This is a genomic window from Streptococcus mitis subsp. hohhotensis (assembly GCF_000722775.1).
In the GTDB taxonomy this organism is placed as follows: domain Bacteria; phylum Bacillota; class Bacilli; order Lactobacillales; family Streptococcaceae; genus Streptococcus; species Streptococcus carlssonii.
The window spans coordinates 167,853-184,132 of the sequence record NZ_JPFZ01000013.1 but is presented as its reverse complement, the minus strand read 5'-3'; the positions used below and the strand labels follow the sequence as shown (position 1 = coordinate 184,132).

At 42.1% G+C, this 16,280-nt stretch carries 13 protein-coding genes; 9 read left to right on the top strand and 4 right to left on the bottom strand.

Annotated features, from left to right (window positions below; genetic code table 11):
- The first annotated feature begins 167 nt into the window (after positions 1 to 167).
- The 9 genes from SK608_RS09780 to SK608_RS09740 all read left to right on the top strand — a co-directional run bounded on the left by SK608_RS09780 (position 168) and on the right by SK608_RS09740 (position 13,011).
- The gene (locus SK608_RS09780) at positions 168 to 1,448 is read left to right on the top strand and encodes a glycoside hydrolase family 125 protein (RefSeq protein WP_033678658.1); all 1,281 of its coding nucleotides are present in this window, start codon (positions 168 to 170) and stop codon (positions 1,446 to 1,448) included.
- Positions 1,449 to 1,546: 98 nt separating this feature from the next.
- A complete protein-coding gene (locus SK608_RS09775) occupies positions 1,547 to 4,192 on the top strand; it encodes an alpha-mannosidase (RefSeq protein ID WP_033678656.1) in 2,646 nt (881 codons plus the stop codon).
- An 83-nt stretch (positions 4,193 to 4,275) separates the two neighbouring features.
- Complete coding sequence (locus SK608_RS09770; protein WP_033678672.1) at positions 4,276 to 5,145, top strand: ROK family protein; 870 nt, start codon at positions 4,276 to 4,278, stop codon at positions 5,143 to 5,145.
- Positions 5,139 to 7,019, top strand: a complete 1,881-nt coding sequence (locus tag SK608_RS09765) for a beta-N-acetylhexosaminidase (protein WP_033678654.1) — start codon at positions 5,139 to 5,141, stop codon at positions 7,017 to 7,019. The genes SK608_RS09770 and SK608_RS09765 overlap by 7 nt, the downstream gene beginning before the upstream one ends.
- Before the next feature lie 209 nt (positions 7,020 to 7,228).
- Entirely contained in the window at positions 7,229 to 8,158 is a 930-nt protein-coding gene (locus tag SK608_RS09760) for an ABC transporter permease (protein ID WP_033678652.1), read from the top strand.
- An 84-nt stretch (positions 8,159 to 8,242) separates the two neighbouring features.
- Positions 8,243 to 9,094 (top strand): carbohydrate ABC transporter permease, encoded by an 852-nt coding sequence (locus SK608_RS09755; protein WP_235202175.1) that lies wholly within the window; start codon positions 8,243 to 8,245, stop codon positions 9,092 to 9,094.
- A 207-nt stretch (positions 9,095 to 9,301) separates the two neighbouring features.
- Positions 9,302 to 10,786, top strand: coding sequence for an ABC transporter substrate-binding protein (locus SK608_RS09750; RefSeq protein WP_033678648.1), 1,485 nt, complete (start codon positions 9,302 to 9,304; stop codon positions 10,784 to 10,786).
- Positions 10,787 to 11,042: 256 nt separating this feature from the next.
- Positions 11,043 to 12,029 (top strand): oxygen-dependent tRNA uridine(34) hydroxylase TrhO, encoded by a 987-nt coding sequence (gene trhO, locus SK608_RS09745; RefSeq protein WP_001030024.1) that lies wholly within the window; start codon positions 11,043 to 11,045, stop codon positions 12,027 to 12,029.
- A 121-nt stretch (positions 12,030 to 12,150) separates the two neighbouring features.
- Positions 12,151 to 13,011, top strand: coding sequence for a DUF4299 family protein (locus SK608_RS09740; protein ID WP_033678646.1), 861 nt, complete (start codon positions 12,151 to 12,153; stop codon positions 13,009 to 13,011).
- Positions 13,012 to 13,234: 223 nt separating this feature from the next.
- Here SK608_RS09740 and SK608_RS09735 read toward each other — a convergent pair whose 3' ends face one another.
- The 4 genes from SK608_RS09735 to SK608_RS09720 all read right to left on the bottom strand — a co-directional run bounded on the left by SK608_RS09735 (position 13,235) and on the right by SK608_RS09720 (position 16,208).
- The gene (locus SK608_RS09735) at positions 13,235 to 14,299 is read right to left on the bottom strand and encodes a DUF6574 domain-containing protein (RefSeq protein ID WP_033678644.1); all 1,065 of its coding nucleotides are present in this window, start codon (positions 14,297 to 14,299) and stop codon (positions 13,235 to 13,237) included.
- A gap of 62 nt (positions 14,300 to 14,361) precedes the next feature.
- Entirely contained in the window at positions 14,362 to 15,309 is a 948-nt protein-coding gene (locus tag SK608_RS09730) for a DUF4097 family beta strand repeat-containing protein (protein ID WP_033678642.1), read from the bottom strand.
- Positions 15,302 to 15,895, bottom strand: a complete 594-nt coding sequence (locus SK608_RS09725) for a DUF1700 domain-containing protein (protein WP_000198700.1) — start codon at positions 15,893 to 15,895, stop codon at positions 15,302 to 15,304. The genes SK608_RS09730 and SK608_RS09725 overlap by 8 nt, the downstream gene beginning before the upstream one ends.
- Entirely contained in the window at positions 15,882 to 16,208 is a 327-nt protein-coding gene (locus tag SK608_RS09720) for a PadR family transcriptional regulator (protein ID WP_000273858.1), read from the bottom strand. The genes SK608_RS09725 and SK608_RS09720 overlap by 14 nt, the downstream gene beginning before the upstream one ends.
- Between the last annotated feature and the right edge of the window lie 72 nt (positions 16,209 to 16,280).

The window sequence follows — 16,280 nt, the reverse complement described above, 5'->3', positions numbered from 1 at the left end:
CTTTCCTTTAGCTGTTTTTCTACATTATATCAGAAAAAGATAACCTTTAGAAAAGGAGTTTCAAAGATAACTATTTTGTAGAAAAATGACTATCATTTGTGTATGTATTTTCTGTCTCAAAAGCTATATACTGAAAATGAAGCTTGTTTGAAAGAGGATACTGCACGATGATTTATTCAAAAGAAATTGTTAGAGACTGGCTAGATGAAGTGGCAGAGCGGGCTAAGGACCATCCAGAGTGGGTGGATGTTTTCGAGCGTTGCTACACCGACACCTTGGACAATACGGTTGAAATCCTAGAAGATGGTTCAACCTTTGTGCTCACAGGGGATATTCCTGCTATGTGGCTTCGGGATTCGACAGCCCAACTCAGACCCTACCTTCATGTGGCTAAAAAAGATGCCCTCCTGCGTCAGACCATTGCAGGTTTGGTTAAACGTCAGATGACCTTGATTCTCAAGGATCCTTATGCAAATTCCTTTAACATTGAGGAAAACTGGAAGGGGCACCACGAGACCGACCACACAGACCTTAATGGCTGGATTTGGGAACGCAAGTATGAGGTGGACTCGCTTTGCTATCCTTTGCAGTTGGCTTATCTCCTCTGGAAAGAAACTGGCGAGACTAGTCAATTTGATGAAACTTTTGTCACAGCGACTAAGGAAATTCTCCATCTGTGGACGGTAGAACAAGACCACAAGAACTCTCCTTATCGTTTTGTCCGGGATACGGACCGCAAGGAAGATACCTTGGTAAATGATGGCTTTGGCCCTGATTTTGCAGTGACAGGTATGACTTGGTCAGCCTTTCGTCCGAGCGATGACTGCTGTCAGTATAGTTACTTGATTCCGTCAAATATGTTTGCTGTAGTAGTCTTGGGTTATGTCCAAGAAATCTTTGCAGAACTAGACCTAGCTGATAGCGAGAGTATTATTGCTGATGCTAAGCGTCTCAAAGCGGAGATCCAAGAAGGCATCGAAAACTACGCCTACACAAGCAACAGCAAGGGCGAAAAGATTTATGCCTTTGAAGTGGATGGTCTAGGAAATGCCAGCATCATGGATGATCCAAACGTACCAAGTTTGTTGTCTGCACCTTATCTGGGCTACTGCGATGTCAACGATGAAGTGTATCAAGCAACTCGTCGTACCATTCTGAGCCCTGAAAATCCATATTTCTACCAAGGAGAATACGCTAGCGGTCTCGGAAGTTCTCATACCTTCTATCGCTATATCTGGCCAATCGCCCTTTCTATCCAAGGTTTGACAACAAGAGATAAGGTAGAGAAAAAATTCTTGCTGGATCAGCTGGTTGCTTGCGATGGTGGTACAGGTGTTATGCACGAAAGCTTCCACGTGGATGACCCAACTCTTTATTCTCGTGAATGGTTCTCTTGGGCTAACATGATGTTCTGTGAATTGGTCTTGGATTACTTGGATATCCGTTAAGGAGCTCGCTTTAGCGCAACTGATTCTTGGAAAGAATCACAAATTTACATTTAAAACGTTAACAATAAAAATTTAAATTTAGAATGAGGTTTTACTTCATGGAAAATGTTGTTGTACATATTATCTCACATAGTCACTGGGACCGTGAGTGGTACTTACCTTTTGAAAGCCACCGTATGCAGTTGGTGGAATTATTTGACAATCTTTTTGATCTCTTTGAAAATGACCCTGAGTTCAAGAGTTTCCATTTAGATGGGCAAACTATTGTCCTTGATGACTACTTGGAGATTCGCCCGGAAAATCGCGACAAAGTCCAACGCTACATTGACGAAGGAAAATTGAAGATTGGTCCCTTTTACATTTTGCAGGATGATTACTTGATCTCCAGTGAAGCCAATGTTCGCAATACATTGATTGGTCAAGCAGAATGTGCAAAATGGGGCAAATCAACCCAGATTGGTTACTTCCCAGATACCTTTGGAAATATGGGACAAGCTCCTCAAATCCTTCAAAAATCAGGCATTCATGTGGCAGCCTTTGGTCGTGGTGTGAAGCCGATTGGATTTGACAACCAAGTTCTCGAAGATGAGCAGTTTACTTCCCAGTTTTCAGAAATGTACTGGCAGGGTGCGGACGGAAGTCGTGTTCTTGGGATTCTCTTTGCCAACTGGTACAGTAACGGGAATGAAATCCCAGTTGATAAAGATGAGGCCTTGACCTTCTGGAAACAAAAATTGTCAGATGTGCGTGACTACGCTTCGACCAACCAATGGTTGATGATGAACGGATGTGACCATCAGCCTGTACAGAAAAATCTGAGCGAAGCCATTCGTGTGGCAAATGAACTCTTCCCAGATGTAACCTTTGTTCATAGTTCTTTTGATGAATATGTCCAAGCCGTGGAAAGTGCCCTGCCAGAGCAGTTATCGACTGTTACAGGTGAGTTGACCAGTCAGGAAACAGACGGCTGGTACACACTTGCCAACACTTCTTCATCTCGTATTTATCTCAAACAAGCCTTCCAAGAAAATAGCAATCTCCTAGAGCAAGTGGTAGAACCCTTGACAATTATCACTGGGGGTCATAACCACAAGGATCAGTTGACATATGCTTGGAAAACTCTTTTGCAAAATGCGCCGCATGATAGTATCTGTGGCTGTAGCGTGGACGAAGTTCACCGTGAGATGGAAACTCGTTTTGCCAAGGTTAACCAAGTCGGAACCTTTGTTAAGAGCAATCTTCTTAATGAGTGGAAGGGTAAAATTGCTACGTCTAAGGCTCAAAGTGATTATCTCTTTACTGTCATTAACACAGGCTTGCATGATAAGGTTGATACTGTCAGCACAGTGATTGATGTTGCGACTTGTGATTTCAAGGAATTGCACCCAACAGAAGGTTACAAGAAGATGGCTGCTCTTACCTTGCCAAGTTACCGTGTGGAGGACTTGGATGGGCGTCCTGTAGAGGCTAAAATCGAAGACCTTGGGGCTAATTTTGAGTACGATTTACCAAAAGACAAGTTCCGCCAAGCTCGTATCGCTCGACAAGTGCGCGTGACCATTCCAGTTCACCTAGCGCCGCTTTCTTGGACAACTTTCCAATTGCTGGAAGGAGAACAAGAACACCGCGACGGTATTTACCAAAACGGAGTGATTGATACGCCATTTATAACGGTGAGTGTGGATGACAACATCACAGTTTATGACAAGACAACTCACGAAGCCTATGAAGATTTTATCCGCTTCGAAGACCGTGGTGACATCGGAAACGAGTATATCTATTTCCAACCAAAAGGAACAGAGCCAATCTATGCAGAGCTTAAGGGCTACGAGGTCTTGGAAAACACAGCTCGCTACGCTAAGATTTTGCTCAAACATGAATTGACCGTGCCTGTCAGTGCAGATGAAAAGCTAGAAGAAGAGCAAAAAGGCATCATCGAGTTTATGAAGCGTGAAGCTGGACGTTCAGAAGAATTGATAAGTATTCCTCTTGAAACAGAGATGACTGTCTTCGTTGATAATCCACAAATCCGTTGCAAGACTCGCTTTACTAACACTGCCAAAGACCACCGTATCCGTCTCTTGGTCAAGACTCATAACACGCGTCCAAGCAATGATTCTGAAAGCATCTATGAGGTGGTGACACGACCAAACAAACCAGCATCTTCATGGGAAAATCCTGAAAATCCTCAACACCAACAAGCCTTTGTCAGTCTGTATGACGATGAAAAAGGTGTGACTGTATCTAACAAGGGATTGAATGAATACGAAATCCTTGGAGACGACACCATTGCAGTGACCATTCTGCGTGCGTCAGGTGAGCTAGGTGACTGGGGTTACTTCCCAACACCAGAAGCACAATGCTTGCGTGAGTTTGAAGTCGAGTTTGCGCTTGAATGCCACCAAGCCCAAGAACGCTTCTCAGCCTATCGTCGTGCTAAAGCCTTGCAGACACCATTTACCAGCCTTCAGCTTGCTAGACAAGAAGGAAGCGTGGCTGCGACTGGTAGCCTCTTGAGCCATTCTGTTCTCAGTATACCGCAAATCTGCCCAACTGCCTTTAAGGTAGCTGAAAATGAAGAAGGCTATGTCCTTCGTTACTACAATATGTGTAGTGAAAATGTGCGTGTACCGGAAAGTCAACATCTCTTCCTTGATCTACTTGAACGACCATATCCAGTTCATAGAGGCCTCATTTCACCACAAGAGATTCGTACAGAATTTATCAAAAAAGAAGAAATTTAATTTCAAAAAGTAAACATAAAGAGAAAGGAGGGGCGAAAAGGTAAGAACTAACTGCTGATTCGCCCCTTTTTATGGTAAAAACAATGACTATTGCAACGATTGATATCGGAGGGACTGGGATTAAGTTTGCCAGTCTGACTCCTGATGGGAAAATACTGAATAAGACAAGCATTCCAACGCCTGAAAATTTGGAGGATTTACTAGCGTGGATAGACCAGCGCTTGTCAGAACAGGATTATAGAGGGATTGCTATGAGCGTTCCAGGCGCGGTCAATCAAGAGACAGGTGTGATTGATGGCTTCAGTGCGGTGCCCTACATTCACGGCTTTTCTTGGTATGAGGCGCTTAGCTCTTATCAGATTCCTGTCCATCTAGAAAATGATGCCAACTGCGTTGGACTCAGTGAATTACTGGCTCATCCAGAACTTGAAAATGCAGCCTGTGTCGTGATTGGGACAGGGATTGGCGGAGCCATGATTATCAATGGTAGACTTCACCGAGGTCGCCACGGCTTGGGTGGAGAATTTGGCTACATGACAACTCTCGCCCCTGCTGAAAAGCTCAACAACTGGTCGCAACTAGCGTCAACTGGAAATATGGTACGATACGTGATTGAAAAATCTGGTCAGACTGATTGGGACGGTCGCAAGATTTACCAAGGGGCTGCAGCTGGGAATGCCCTTTGCCAAGAAGCCATTGAGCGCATGAACCGTAATCTGGCGCAAGGCTTGCTCAATATTCAGTATCTCATCGATCCAGATGTCATCAGTCTGGGAGGCTCTATCAGTCAAAATCCAGATTTTATTCAAGGTGTCAAGAAGGCTGTTGATAACTTTGTCGAGAACTACGAAGAATACACGGTGGCACCTGTCATCCAAGCCTGCACCTATCATGCAGATTCCAATCTCTACGGTGCCCTTGTCAACTGGCTACAGGAGGAAAACCAATGGTAAGATTTACAGGAATTAGTGACAAACAAGCGCAAGCTATTGAAGTATTAAAAAATCACATTTCTCTGCCAGATGTAGAGGTAGCAGTCGCTCAGTCTGATCAAGCCTCTATCTCTATCAAGGGTGAGGGTGGTCACTATCAACTAACTTATCGCAAACCTCACCAACTCTATCGTGCCTTGTCCTTGTTGGCAACAGTTATAGCAGAAGGTGACAAGGTAGAGATTAAGGAGAAGGCGGCTTATGAAGATTTAGCCTACATGGCTGACTGTTCGAGAAACGCGGTGCTAAATGTGGCTGCTGCCAAGCAGATGATTGAGGTCTTGGCTCTCATGGGCTACTCAACCTTTGAGCTTTACATGGAAGACACCTACCAGATTGAAGGGCAGCCTTACTTTGGCTATTTCCGTGGAGCTTATTCGGCTGAGGAATTGCAGGAAATCGAAGCCTATGCCCAGCAGTTTGATATGACCTTTGTGCCATGTATCCAGACCTTGGCTCACTTGTCAGCCTTCGTTAAATGGGGTGTCAAGGAAGTGCAAGAACTCCGTGATGTGGAGGATATTCTTCTCATTGGCGAAGAAAAGGTTTATGACCTGATTGATGGCATGTTTGCTACTCTATCTAAACTACAAACTCGCAAGGTCAATATCGGGATGGACGAAGCCCACTTGGTTGGTTTGGGACGCTACTTGATTCTGAATGGTGTTGTGGATCGTAGTCTCCTCATGTGCCAACACTTGGAGCGCGTGCTGGATATTGCTGATAAATATGGTTTCCACTGCCAGATGTGGAGCGATATGTTCTTTAAACTTATGTCAGCGGATGGTCAGTACGACCGTGATGTGGAAATTCCAGAAGAAACTCGTGTTTACCTCGACCGTCTCAAAGACAGAGTGACTTTGGTTTATTGGGACTATTATCAGGATAGCGAGGAAAAATACAATCGCAATTTCCGCAACCATCACAAGATTAGCCATGACCTTGCCTTTGCAGGTGGTGCTTGGAAGTGGATTGGTTTCACACCCAATAACCATTTCAGTCGTCTCATCGCTATTGAAGCCAATAAAGCCTGTCATGCCAATGATATCAAAGAAGTCATCGTGACGGGTTGGGGGGACAATGGTGGTGAGACCGCTCAGTTTTCTATCCTACCAAGTTTGCAAATCTGGGCAGAACTCAGCTATCGCAATGACCTAGACCGACTGTCTGCTCATTTCCAGACCAATACTGGTCTATCGGTTGAGGATTTCATGCAGATTGACCTTGCCAATCTCTTACCAGATCTACCAGGCAATCTCAGTGGGATCAATCCTAACCGCTATGTCTTTTATCAGGATGTTCTCTGTCCGATCCTTGACCGACACATGACACCTGAACAGGACAAACCGCACTTCGCTCAGGCTGCTGAGACGCTTGCTGATATTAAAGAAAAAGCTGGGAACTATGCCTATCTCTTTGGAACTCAGGCCCAGTTGAACCGAATTTTAAGTAGCAAAGTCGATGTGGGACGACGCATTCGTCAGGCCTATGAAGTAAACGATAAAGAAAGTCTGCAAGAAATTGCCAGACAAGAATTACCAAAACTTAGAAGCCAAATTGAAGACTTCCATGCCCTCTTTAGCCATCAATGGTTGAAAGAAAACAAGGTCTTTGGCTTGGATACGGTCGATATCCGTATGGGCGGACTCTTGCAACGCATCAAGCGAGCAGAAAGCCGTATCGAGGCTTATCTGGCTGGTCAGATTGACCGCATCGACGAGCTAGAAGTGGAAATCTTACCATTTACAGACTTCTACGCAGACAAGGACTTCGCAGCCACAACAGCCAACCAGTGGCATACCATTGCGACAGCTTCAACCATCTACACGACATAAGAAACAAGAACACCGTGCTATTACTCAGAGTGTTTCTCGTGAAACATCCCTTTCTTCAAAAGTACTCCACATAAAATAATTTGTGGAGTTTTTTCTATAATTAGTAGTTTAACCTAACCTGCAAATAGGAGTATACTAATAATGTAATCGTTATCAAAAGTCTAAAAAAGAATTTTTAGATGGATATCAAAATAAAAAGGGAGGAAATTATGAATAAGTTTTCAAAAACCTTGAGAGACAACTGGATCTTTCTCTTGATGGTTTTACCAGGGGCACTCTGGTTGATTCTATTCTTCTACATTCCAGTATTTGGGAACGTGGTTGCCTTCAAAGACTACCACATGACCAGTAATGGTTTCATAGATAGTATCATGAATAGTAAATGGGTCGGACTCGATAATTTCAGATTCTTATTTAGTTCAAGAGACGCCTTTATTATCACACGAAATACTGTCCTCTACAATCTTGGCTTTATTTTTATTGGCTTGATTGTATCTGTAGGGATTGCCATCATCCTCAGTGAACTCCGTTCTAAGAGAATGGTTAAGATCTTCCAAACTTCCATGTTGTTCCCTTACTTCTTGTCTTGGGTTATCATCAGTTTCTTTACAGATGCTTTCCTAAACATCGATAAAGGGGTGTTCAACCATTTCCTAGAATCTATCGGAATGAAGGAAATCAATTTCTACGCTAACTTGGGCATCTGGCCATATCTTCTACTTTTCCTAGGTATTTGGAAAGGTTTTGGATATAGCAGTGTCATGTACTATGCGACAATCATGGGAATTGATCCAACCTACTACGAAGCAGCGACAGTGGATGGGGCCAGCAAATGGCAACGAATTCGCAATGTAACTATTCCGCAGTTGACACCGCTGGTAACCGTATTGACTATCCTTGCAGTCGGAAATATCTTCCGTGCAGACTTTGGTCTCTTCTACCAAATCCCCCACAATGCTGGTCAGCTTTATAACGTAACCAATGTCTTGGACGTATATGTATATAATGGCTTGACTCAGACAGCGGATATAGGGATGGCTTCAGCGGCAGGTCTCTATCAATCAGTAGTCGGCTTGATTCTGGTTATCCTATCAAACTTACTTGCAAGACGAGTTGATCCAAACTCAGCCTTGTTCTAGAAAGGAGGAGAATATGGCAGAAAAGAAAATTAAAAAGAAAAAATTGATAATGTCGGCATTCACTCCTTCAGTAAGAAAGCAGATATCTTCTTCAGTATCATTTCTGGTTTGATCGCCCTATCTTGTATCCTACCCTTTGTATTCGTTATCGTGATTTCGGTGACAGATGAAAAGAGTATCCTGCAAAATGGATATAGCTTCTTCCCATCTCAATTTGGCTTAGACGGTTTTGAGTTCTTGGCACAGTTTAAGGATAAAATCCTCCAAGCCCTCTTCATCTCAGTCTTTGTAACAGTGGTGGGGACTATCACAAACGTTTTTATCACAACAACCTATGCCTACGCCATCTCGCGGACAACCTTTAAGTATCGCAGATTCTTTACGATTTTTGCCCTTCTTAGTATGTTGTTCAACGCTGGTTTGGTACCAGGCTATATTGTGGTGACTCGTTTACTTCAACTCGGTGATACAGTTTGGGCCTTGATTGTTCCAATGCTTCTCTCACCATTTAACATCATCTTGATGCGTTCCTTCTTCAAGAAGACTATCCCAGAAGCCATTCTTGAGTCCGCTCGTATCGATGGTGCTAGTGAGGCTCGGATCTTCTTCCAAATCTGTTTGCCATTGTCACTACCAGGTATCGCAACCATTACGCTCTTAACAGCTCTTGGTTTCTGGAATGACTGGTTCAACGCCCTTCTTTACATCAAGAGTGACAACTTGTATCCATTGCAATATTTGCTCATGCAAATCCAGCAAAATATGGACTACATCGCCAAAGCGGTCGGCCTCTCTGGTCAACTGGGCGTTGCACTACCGAAAGAAACAGGACGTATGGCCATGGTTGTGGTCGCAACCCTTCCAATCGCAATCTTGTATCCATTCTTCCAACGCTACTTTGTAAAAGGTTTGACTATCGGTGGTGTGAAAGAATAGTGCTTGTTGAGAAAAAATATTTCTCAGTTCCCAACTTCCCTTGTGTGAAGTTAATACTCTTCGAAAATTAAATTCAAACCGCGTCAACGTCGCCTTGCCGTACTCAAGTACAGCCTGCGGCTAGTTTTCTAGTTTGCTCTTTGATTTTCATTGAGTATAAGATCATTACATTGTTTATAAGTTTAAAATAAAAAAGGAGTTTTTGTCATGAAAAACTGGAAAAAATATGCTTTTGCATCTGCTAGTGTAGTCGCTTTGGCTGCTGGTCTCGCTGCTTGTGGAAACCTTTCAGGTAACAAAAAGGCTGCTGACTCAGCTTCAGGTGATAAGACTGTTATCAAAATGTACCAAATCGGTGACAAACCAGATAACTTGGATGAATTGCTAGAAAATGCTAACAAAATCATCGGTGAAAAAGTTGGTGCTAAATTGGATATCCAATACCTTGGATGGGGTGACTATGATAAGAAAATGTCAGTTATCACATCATCTGGTGAAAACTACGATATCGCATTTGCATCTAACTATGTTGTAAATGCTCAAAAAGGTGCTTATGCTGACTTGACAGAATTGTACAAAAAAGAAGGTAAAGACCTTTACAAAGCACTTGACCCAGCTTACATCAAGGGTAACAGCATTAACGGTAAAATTTACGCAGTTCCAGTTGCAGCCAACGTTGCATCATCTCAAAACTTCGCCTTCAACGGAACTCTTCTTGCTAAATACGGTATCGATATTTCAGGTGTCACTTCATACGAAACACTTGAACCAGTCTTGAAACAAATCAAAGAAAAAGCTCCAGATGTAGTACCATTTGCGGTTACTAAGAACTTCATCCCATCTGATAACTTTGACTACCCAGTTCCAAATGGACTTCCATTCGTTATCGACCTTGAAGGGGACACTACTAAGATCGTAAACCGTTACGAAGTGCCTCGCTTTAAAGAACACTTGAAGACTCTTCACAAATTCTATGAAGCTGGATACATTCCAAAAGACGTAGCAACAAGCGATACTTCATTTGACCTTCAACAAGATACTTGGTTCGTTCGTGAAGAAACAGTAGGACCAGCTGACTATGGTAACAGCTTGCTTTCACGTGTTGCCAACAAAGATATCCAAATCAAACCAATCACTAACTTCATCAAGAAAAACCAAACAACACAAGTTGCTAACTTTGTTATCTCAAACAACTCTAAGAACAAAGAAAAATCAATGGAAGTGTTGAATCTCTTGAACACTAACCCAGAACTCTTGAACGGCCTTGTTTACGGTCCAGAAGGCAAGAACTGGGAAAAACTTGCAGGTAAAGAAAACCGTGTTAAAGTCCTTGATGGCTACAAAGGAAACACTCACATGGGTGGATGGAACACTGGTAACAACTGGATTCTTTACATCAATGAAAACGTTACAGACCAACAAATCGAAGATTCTAAGAAACAATTGGCTGAAGCTAAAGAATCTCCAGCACTTGGATTCATCTTTAACACTGACAATGTGAAATCTGAAATCTCAGCTATCTCTAACACAATGCAACAATTCGATACAGCTATCAACACTGGTACTGTAGACCCAGACAAAGCTATTCCAGAATTGATGGAAAAATTGAAATCTGAAGGTGCCTACGAAAAAGTATTGAACGAAATGCAAAAACAATACGATGAATTCTTGAAAACAAAAATAATCAGCTAAATTGATTTCGTGTATTCATTCCTAATTCCTAAAAACTGAATCACTGTTTTCCTCAGGTTTATCTGGGGAGGCAGTGATTTTTTGAAACGATAGCATATATATCCATGTTTTCTTATCACTATTTAACCATTCAGGAAATTTCGAGAACCTTCTACAATTTCCAGTCAAATAAATTGCATTCGTTTTCTCAAGCAGGTATACTTATAGTTAGATGAAAAATTCTGAAAATTTAAGAATAGAAAAGAGAACAAATCTTATGGCAAAAGATATTCGTGTCTTACTTTACTACCTTTACACTCCAATTGAAAATGCAGAGCAATTTGCTGCAGACCACTTGGCTTTCTGTAAATCAATCGGCCTTAAAGGCCGTATCCTAGTCGCTGACGAGGGAATTAACGGAACAGTTTCAGGTGACTACGAAACAACTCAAAAATACATGGACTACGTTCACAGCCTCCCAGGTATGGAAGATCTTTGGTTCAAGATTGACGAAGAAAGTGAACAAGCCTTCAAGAAGATGTTTGTTCGCTACAAGAAAGAGATTGTCCACCTTGGTTTGGAAGACAACGACTTTGACAATGACATCAACCCACTTGAAACAACAGGTGCTTACTTGTCTCCAAAAGAGTTCAAAGAAGCTCTTCTTGACGAAGATACAGTTGTCCTTGACACACGTAACGATTATGAGTATGACCTAGGACATTTCCGTGGGGCTATCCGTCCAGATATCCGCAACTTCCGTGAGTTGCCACAGTGGGTTCGTGATAACAAAGAAAAATTCATGGATAAGCGTGTCGTAGTTTACTGTACAGGTGGAGTTCGCTGTGAGAAATTCTCAGGCTGGATGGTCCGTGAAGGCTACAAAGATGTTGGTCAATTGCACGGAGGAATTGCAACTTACGGTAAAGACCCAGAAGTCCAAGGTGAGCTTTGGGATGGGAAAATGTACGTCTTTGACGAGCGTATTGCCGTAGATGTTAACCATGTCAACCCAACTATCGTAGGAAAAGACTGGTTTGATGGAACACCATGTGAACGTTATGTCAACTGTGGAAATCCATTCTGTAACCGTCGTATCTTAACATCAGAAGAAAATGAAGACAAATACCTTCGTGGATGTTCACACGAGTGCCGTGTTCACCCACGTAACCGCTATGTTTCAGAAAATGAATTGACACAAGCTGAAGTTGTCGAGCGCCTAGCCGCTATCGGTGAAAGCTTGGATCAAGCAGCTACTGTATAAGATTAAACAGTCCTTAGGGGCTGTTTTTCTATGCTTTTTACTCAAAAATCTAAAGTTTGTTTCTGTATCTTTCAGGAAAATAAGGTATACTATATGTAAACGATTTCAAAGGAGTCCAGTTATGACGAAAACATTTTTAATTCCAAATAAACAGAGCATTTTAGGAGAACAAGAGATTTTGACTGCCAAGTCGATCTTGGCCTTGGTAGATGGTTTGGAGTCACATAGCTATGATGCTGTCTATCTCCGTCAGCCTCTTAACCGTCTTGAGTATATCGAGTGTGCGATAGTGAGGCAATCACAATTTCTCTTTAAGGTCAGTTATGCTGATGGTCAAAAGGGTTACCGTGTCGATCTTCCTGACCTACTTACGAAGACAGACTGGCAGATTATCAAATCATTTTTAGATGCTCTGCTTGCTTACACAGGAACTGAGATTGAAGGGCTAGATGGTTTTGACTTTGAAGCTTATTTCCAAGCAAGTATTCAAGCCCATTTGGCAGATAATGCAGCCCGTTTTACGATTTGCCAAGGAATTTTTAATCCTGTTTTCTTTAGTCATGAGGATTTGAAAAGCTTTTTAGAGGAAGATGGCTTGGCTCAGTTTGAAGCGCGTGTGCGTGCGGTTCAAGAGACAGATGCTTACTTTGCAAGAGTTTCCTTCTATCAGGATGGAGAAGAACAAGTTCACGGTGTTTACCATCTGGCTCAAGGAGTCAAGACAGTATTACCGAGAGAACCGTTTGTTCCTGTAGCCTATATTGAGCAATTGGTGGATAAGGAAGTGCAGTGGGAGATTGACTTGGTTCAAATCACAGGAGACGGCTCTAAACCAGAAGACTATGAAGCCATTGCCCGCTTGAACTATGCAAGATTCCTAGAGTCACTACCAAAAGCATTTTACCAGCAATTAGATGCCAATCAATTAGAAGTACAACCCATCCTAGGACAAGATTTTAAAGCATTAGCACAAGAAGAGTAAATCAGAAGCAGGTCAATCGACTTGCTTTTTGATATATAAAAAATCCTGCCATGGAAGACAGGATTGCTACTCAATGAAAATCAAAGAGCAAACTAGGAAGCTAGTCGCAGGCTGCTCAAAACACTGTTTTGAGGTTGTAGATAAGACTGACAAAGTCAGGAACATATATCTACGGTAAGGCGAAGCTGACGTGGTTTGAAGAGATTTTCGAAGAGTATGAAGTTTAAAGAAAGGCCAAGATACGAAGGTAATCTCCAATCAGTGCGACTTCAGCTACAAAGAAGAGGAGGATAATGACTCCGTTCACAAGGACAGACAAGAATAACTGATAGAAGGAGTCGGTTTCACTTGATTGACTAGGTCTCGTAATGATATGGAGGCTGGCAAGCAGAATGATTCCAATGCTAATCACACACAAGAGGGCTGTAAATCGTAGGCTGTCAAAGAAGGCAAAGAAACTAGCAATAGCAGTGAGGAAGATTGGAATTGCCAAGAGTTGACTATATTGTTGGAGAACCTTTTCTAGCGTCCAGTCCTTTTCTTGGTAGATAAATCGTCTCACAACGAAACTACCCAAGAGGAATGAAAAGAAGAAGAGTGTTGTTGCTACTAGGATAGAGATAATCGAAAAGAGATTTAATGAAGCAAATTGTTCAGGGAAGTGATTATGCATAGTTGCTATATGTCCATAGTAAGCATGTTTGATGTGGTAGATACTAAAGAAAAAGGAAGACGCAGAAAACAGAATGAGCAAGAGAAAGGCTGTGTAACTGTGTGTGCTACTTGTTTCAAGATTGCTCGTAGGAGATTTGAGAGCCTCCACTAGCCAAGACCAAAAATCAAGCGCTTGCTCTTTCCATCTATCCGTAGATTTTGGAGTTTGGTCGGGGATATAGGGACTTTCTAAGGATTGACTGATAAGAAGTGGCTCTTTCAAGATTGTTTTTTGCTGAGGAAGTGCTTCTTGACTCTCTTCAGCTATAGTGACTTTTTCTGTTCCTTTAGAAAGGTCTTGCTCTTCCTCAGTAGAATCTAATGCTTTCTTTTCTTCTATTTCTGTTCTCGCTTCACCGTTTTCAGGCGTTTCAATTTTCTCTTCTTGCTGGCTTTCAAGTTCGACTTCAGCTTGAGAGACTTCCTCCTCTACTTGAGTATTTTTTTCAATTGGTTTATCGAGATCGGCTATCGTTTCTTCAGCCTTGTCTGCAACCTCTTGAGCTTGCTCTTTAGGTTTGTTCTTGCTTGTTGTTTTTACAAAATCATTACTTTCAAACCATTCTTGTTTCATGGTAGAACCTCCTTTTTAGTTAGATAAATATGCTTCCATAGTAGCAGATGTAAGCGCTTTTGTCAACGATTTCTAGAAGAAGATTCGTGTTCCTCTGATTTGAGTAGATAGATATCCTGATCTGCCCTTGCGATGAGTTGATCTTTTGCATCTGCTTTTTCTGTTTTATAAGGATTGCTTAATCGTTCATCTTTGTTTTCTTCGTTTTTAAACGAACGCCTTCCTTCTCTTAAAAAATGATGAATAGAGCCATGTTTTGTTGAAAGATCTAAGTTGATTCTTTGTTTTTCTTCTTCGGAAAGTAGCAGTTGTAGGTCTGTTTTCGCCATCAATTCCACCTTACCGTGTACTTGGATTTTTTCAGCGTGGAAGTGATTTTCTGTTGACTCTAGCTGACTATCTGTCAGTTCTGTGCTAAAGATATTGATGATATTTGGTGTTGTGAGTTTACTGTTTTTGATACGACTTCCTTCAATTCGGAGGAGATAGCTGTTTGTATTGAGGGTCGCATTTTCAAGGCTAGCATTTATGATGGTGGTTTGTCCACGATTGGCTGACACGTTGATCCCTTTTAGACTTCTTCCTTTTGGAACTTGGAGAATAACTTCTTCAAAACGACGAGAGTAGCTACTTGCGATATGGAGAATCCCGCCAATTCCAGAAGAGAGAAATGGGGTTTCAGACAGTTTCTTATCAGTGAGGCTTAGAGTTTTGTCGTTTTGATTCGTAACAAGATCATGGTGAGCAGAGAGTGATGGATGGTAAGAAATGTGGATTTGATCATCCAAAGAGTCTGTGATGGTGAGTGCGTGTTGGTGGAGAGTAATTTCTAGGTTTTCGACTTCCTTGCCAAAGGTTAGCTCTTCCGTACGGCTATCATAGACAGGTTCTTTGGACATGGCAAGTAGGCTCTTAATTCCGTCAGATTGGATGCCTACAAAGAGCAGGAAAAAGCCGATAACGGTAGTCACAACACCAAAAATGAGAAATCCTTTTGTCAATTTACGCATGCTGGTCACCTCTCTTTCCTTTTTTGAGAACAAATTGCACTAGGCGAACAATGAGTAGGCCGAAGAAGCGGGCTACATAGGAAATACCTAGTAAGACTAGTGAAGAAGCACCGATGGCTAGTAAACCAGAGCCGAAAATCAAGATAAAGGCTGATTTAGCTTGGGCTAGGACAGTGAAACTTTCAACTAAAAATAGGAATCCGCCGATGATACCAAGTATGGAAACCGCAAAGAAAGCTAGAATGACAGTCAAGGCTGCCACAAGGATTGCGAACAGGGACACGAGGATGGCGATTCCCAGAGGAATACCGATGGGTGCTGCAAGGAGAGCTAACAAGGCGATATGCAAAATTTGTCGGTTATTCTTTTGAGCGGGTGCCTCATTGATTTTTTTATCGAGGAGATTGGAGAGGACTTCATGAGCTGCTTCTTTGGGAGTTCCTAAACTAGCGATGAGTTCTTCTTCTCCCTCGACTCCAGCATCGTCAAAGAGTTCTCTGAAATAGTCCATGGCTTCAATTTGGTCAGCCTGAGGCAGTTTTTTGAGATAGAGTTCTAGCTGAGTCAGGTATTCAGTTCTTGTCATGGCGGATACTCCCTTCTATGATGCCATTGATGGTGTCTGTATAGAGTGCCCATTCATCTTTTAGGGTCACGAGCTGTTCTATACCACCATTTGTCAAGGAGTAGTATTTGCGCATGCGACCTTGGAACTCTCTAGAATAGGTTGTCAGAAAGCTATTGCCTTCCAATTTTTTTAGGATAGGATAGAGTGTAGATTCTTTGATATTAGCGATCAGCTTAATGGTTTGGCTAATCTCATAACCATAAGAATCATCCTGCTCCAGTACGGCCAAGATGAGAAATTCAATCAAGGCAGAGGATGTTGGAAAGTACATGGGGAACCTCCTTTTCTAATGTGTAAGATTTTTATATATAATTTTTCTACACATACATTGTACATCTAAAAG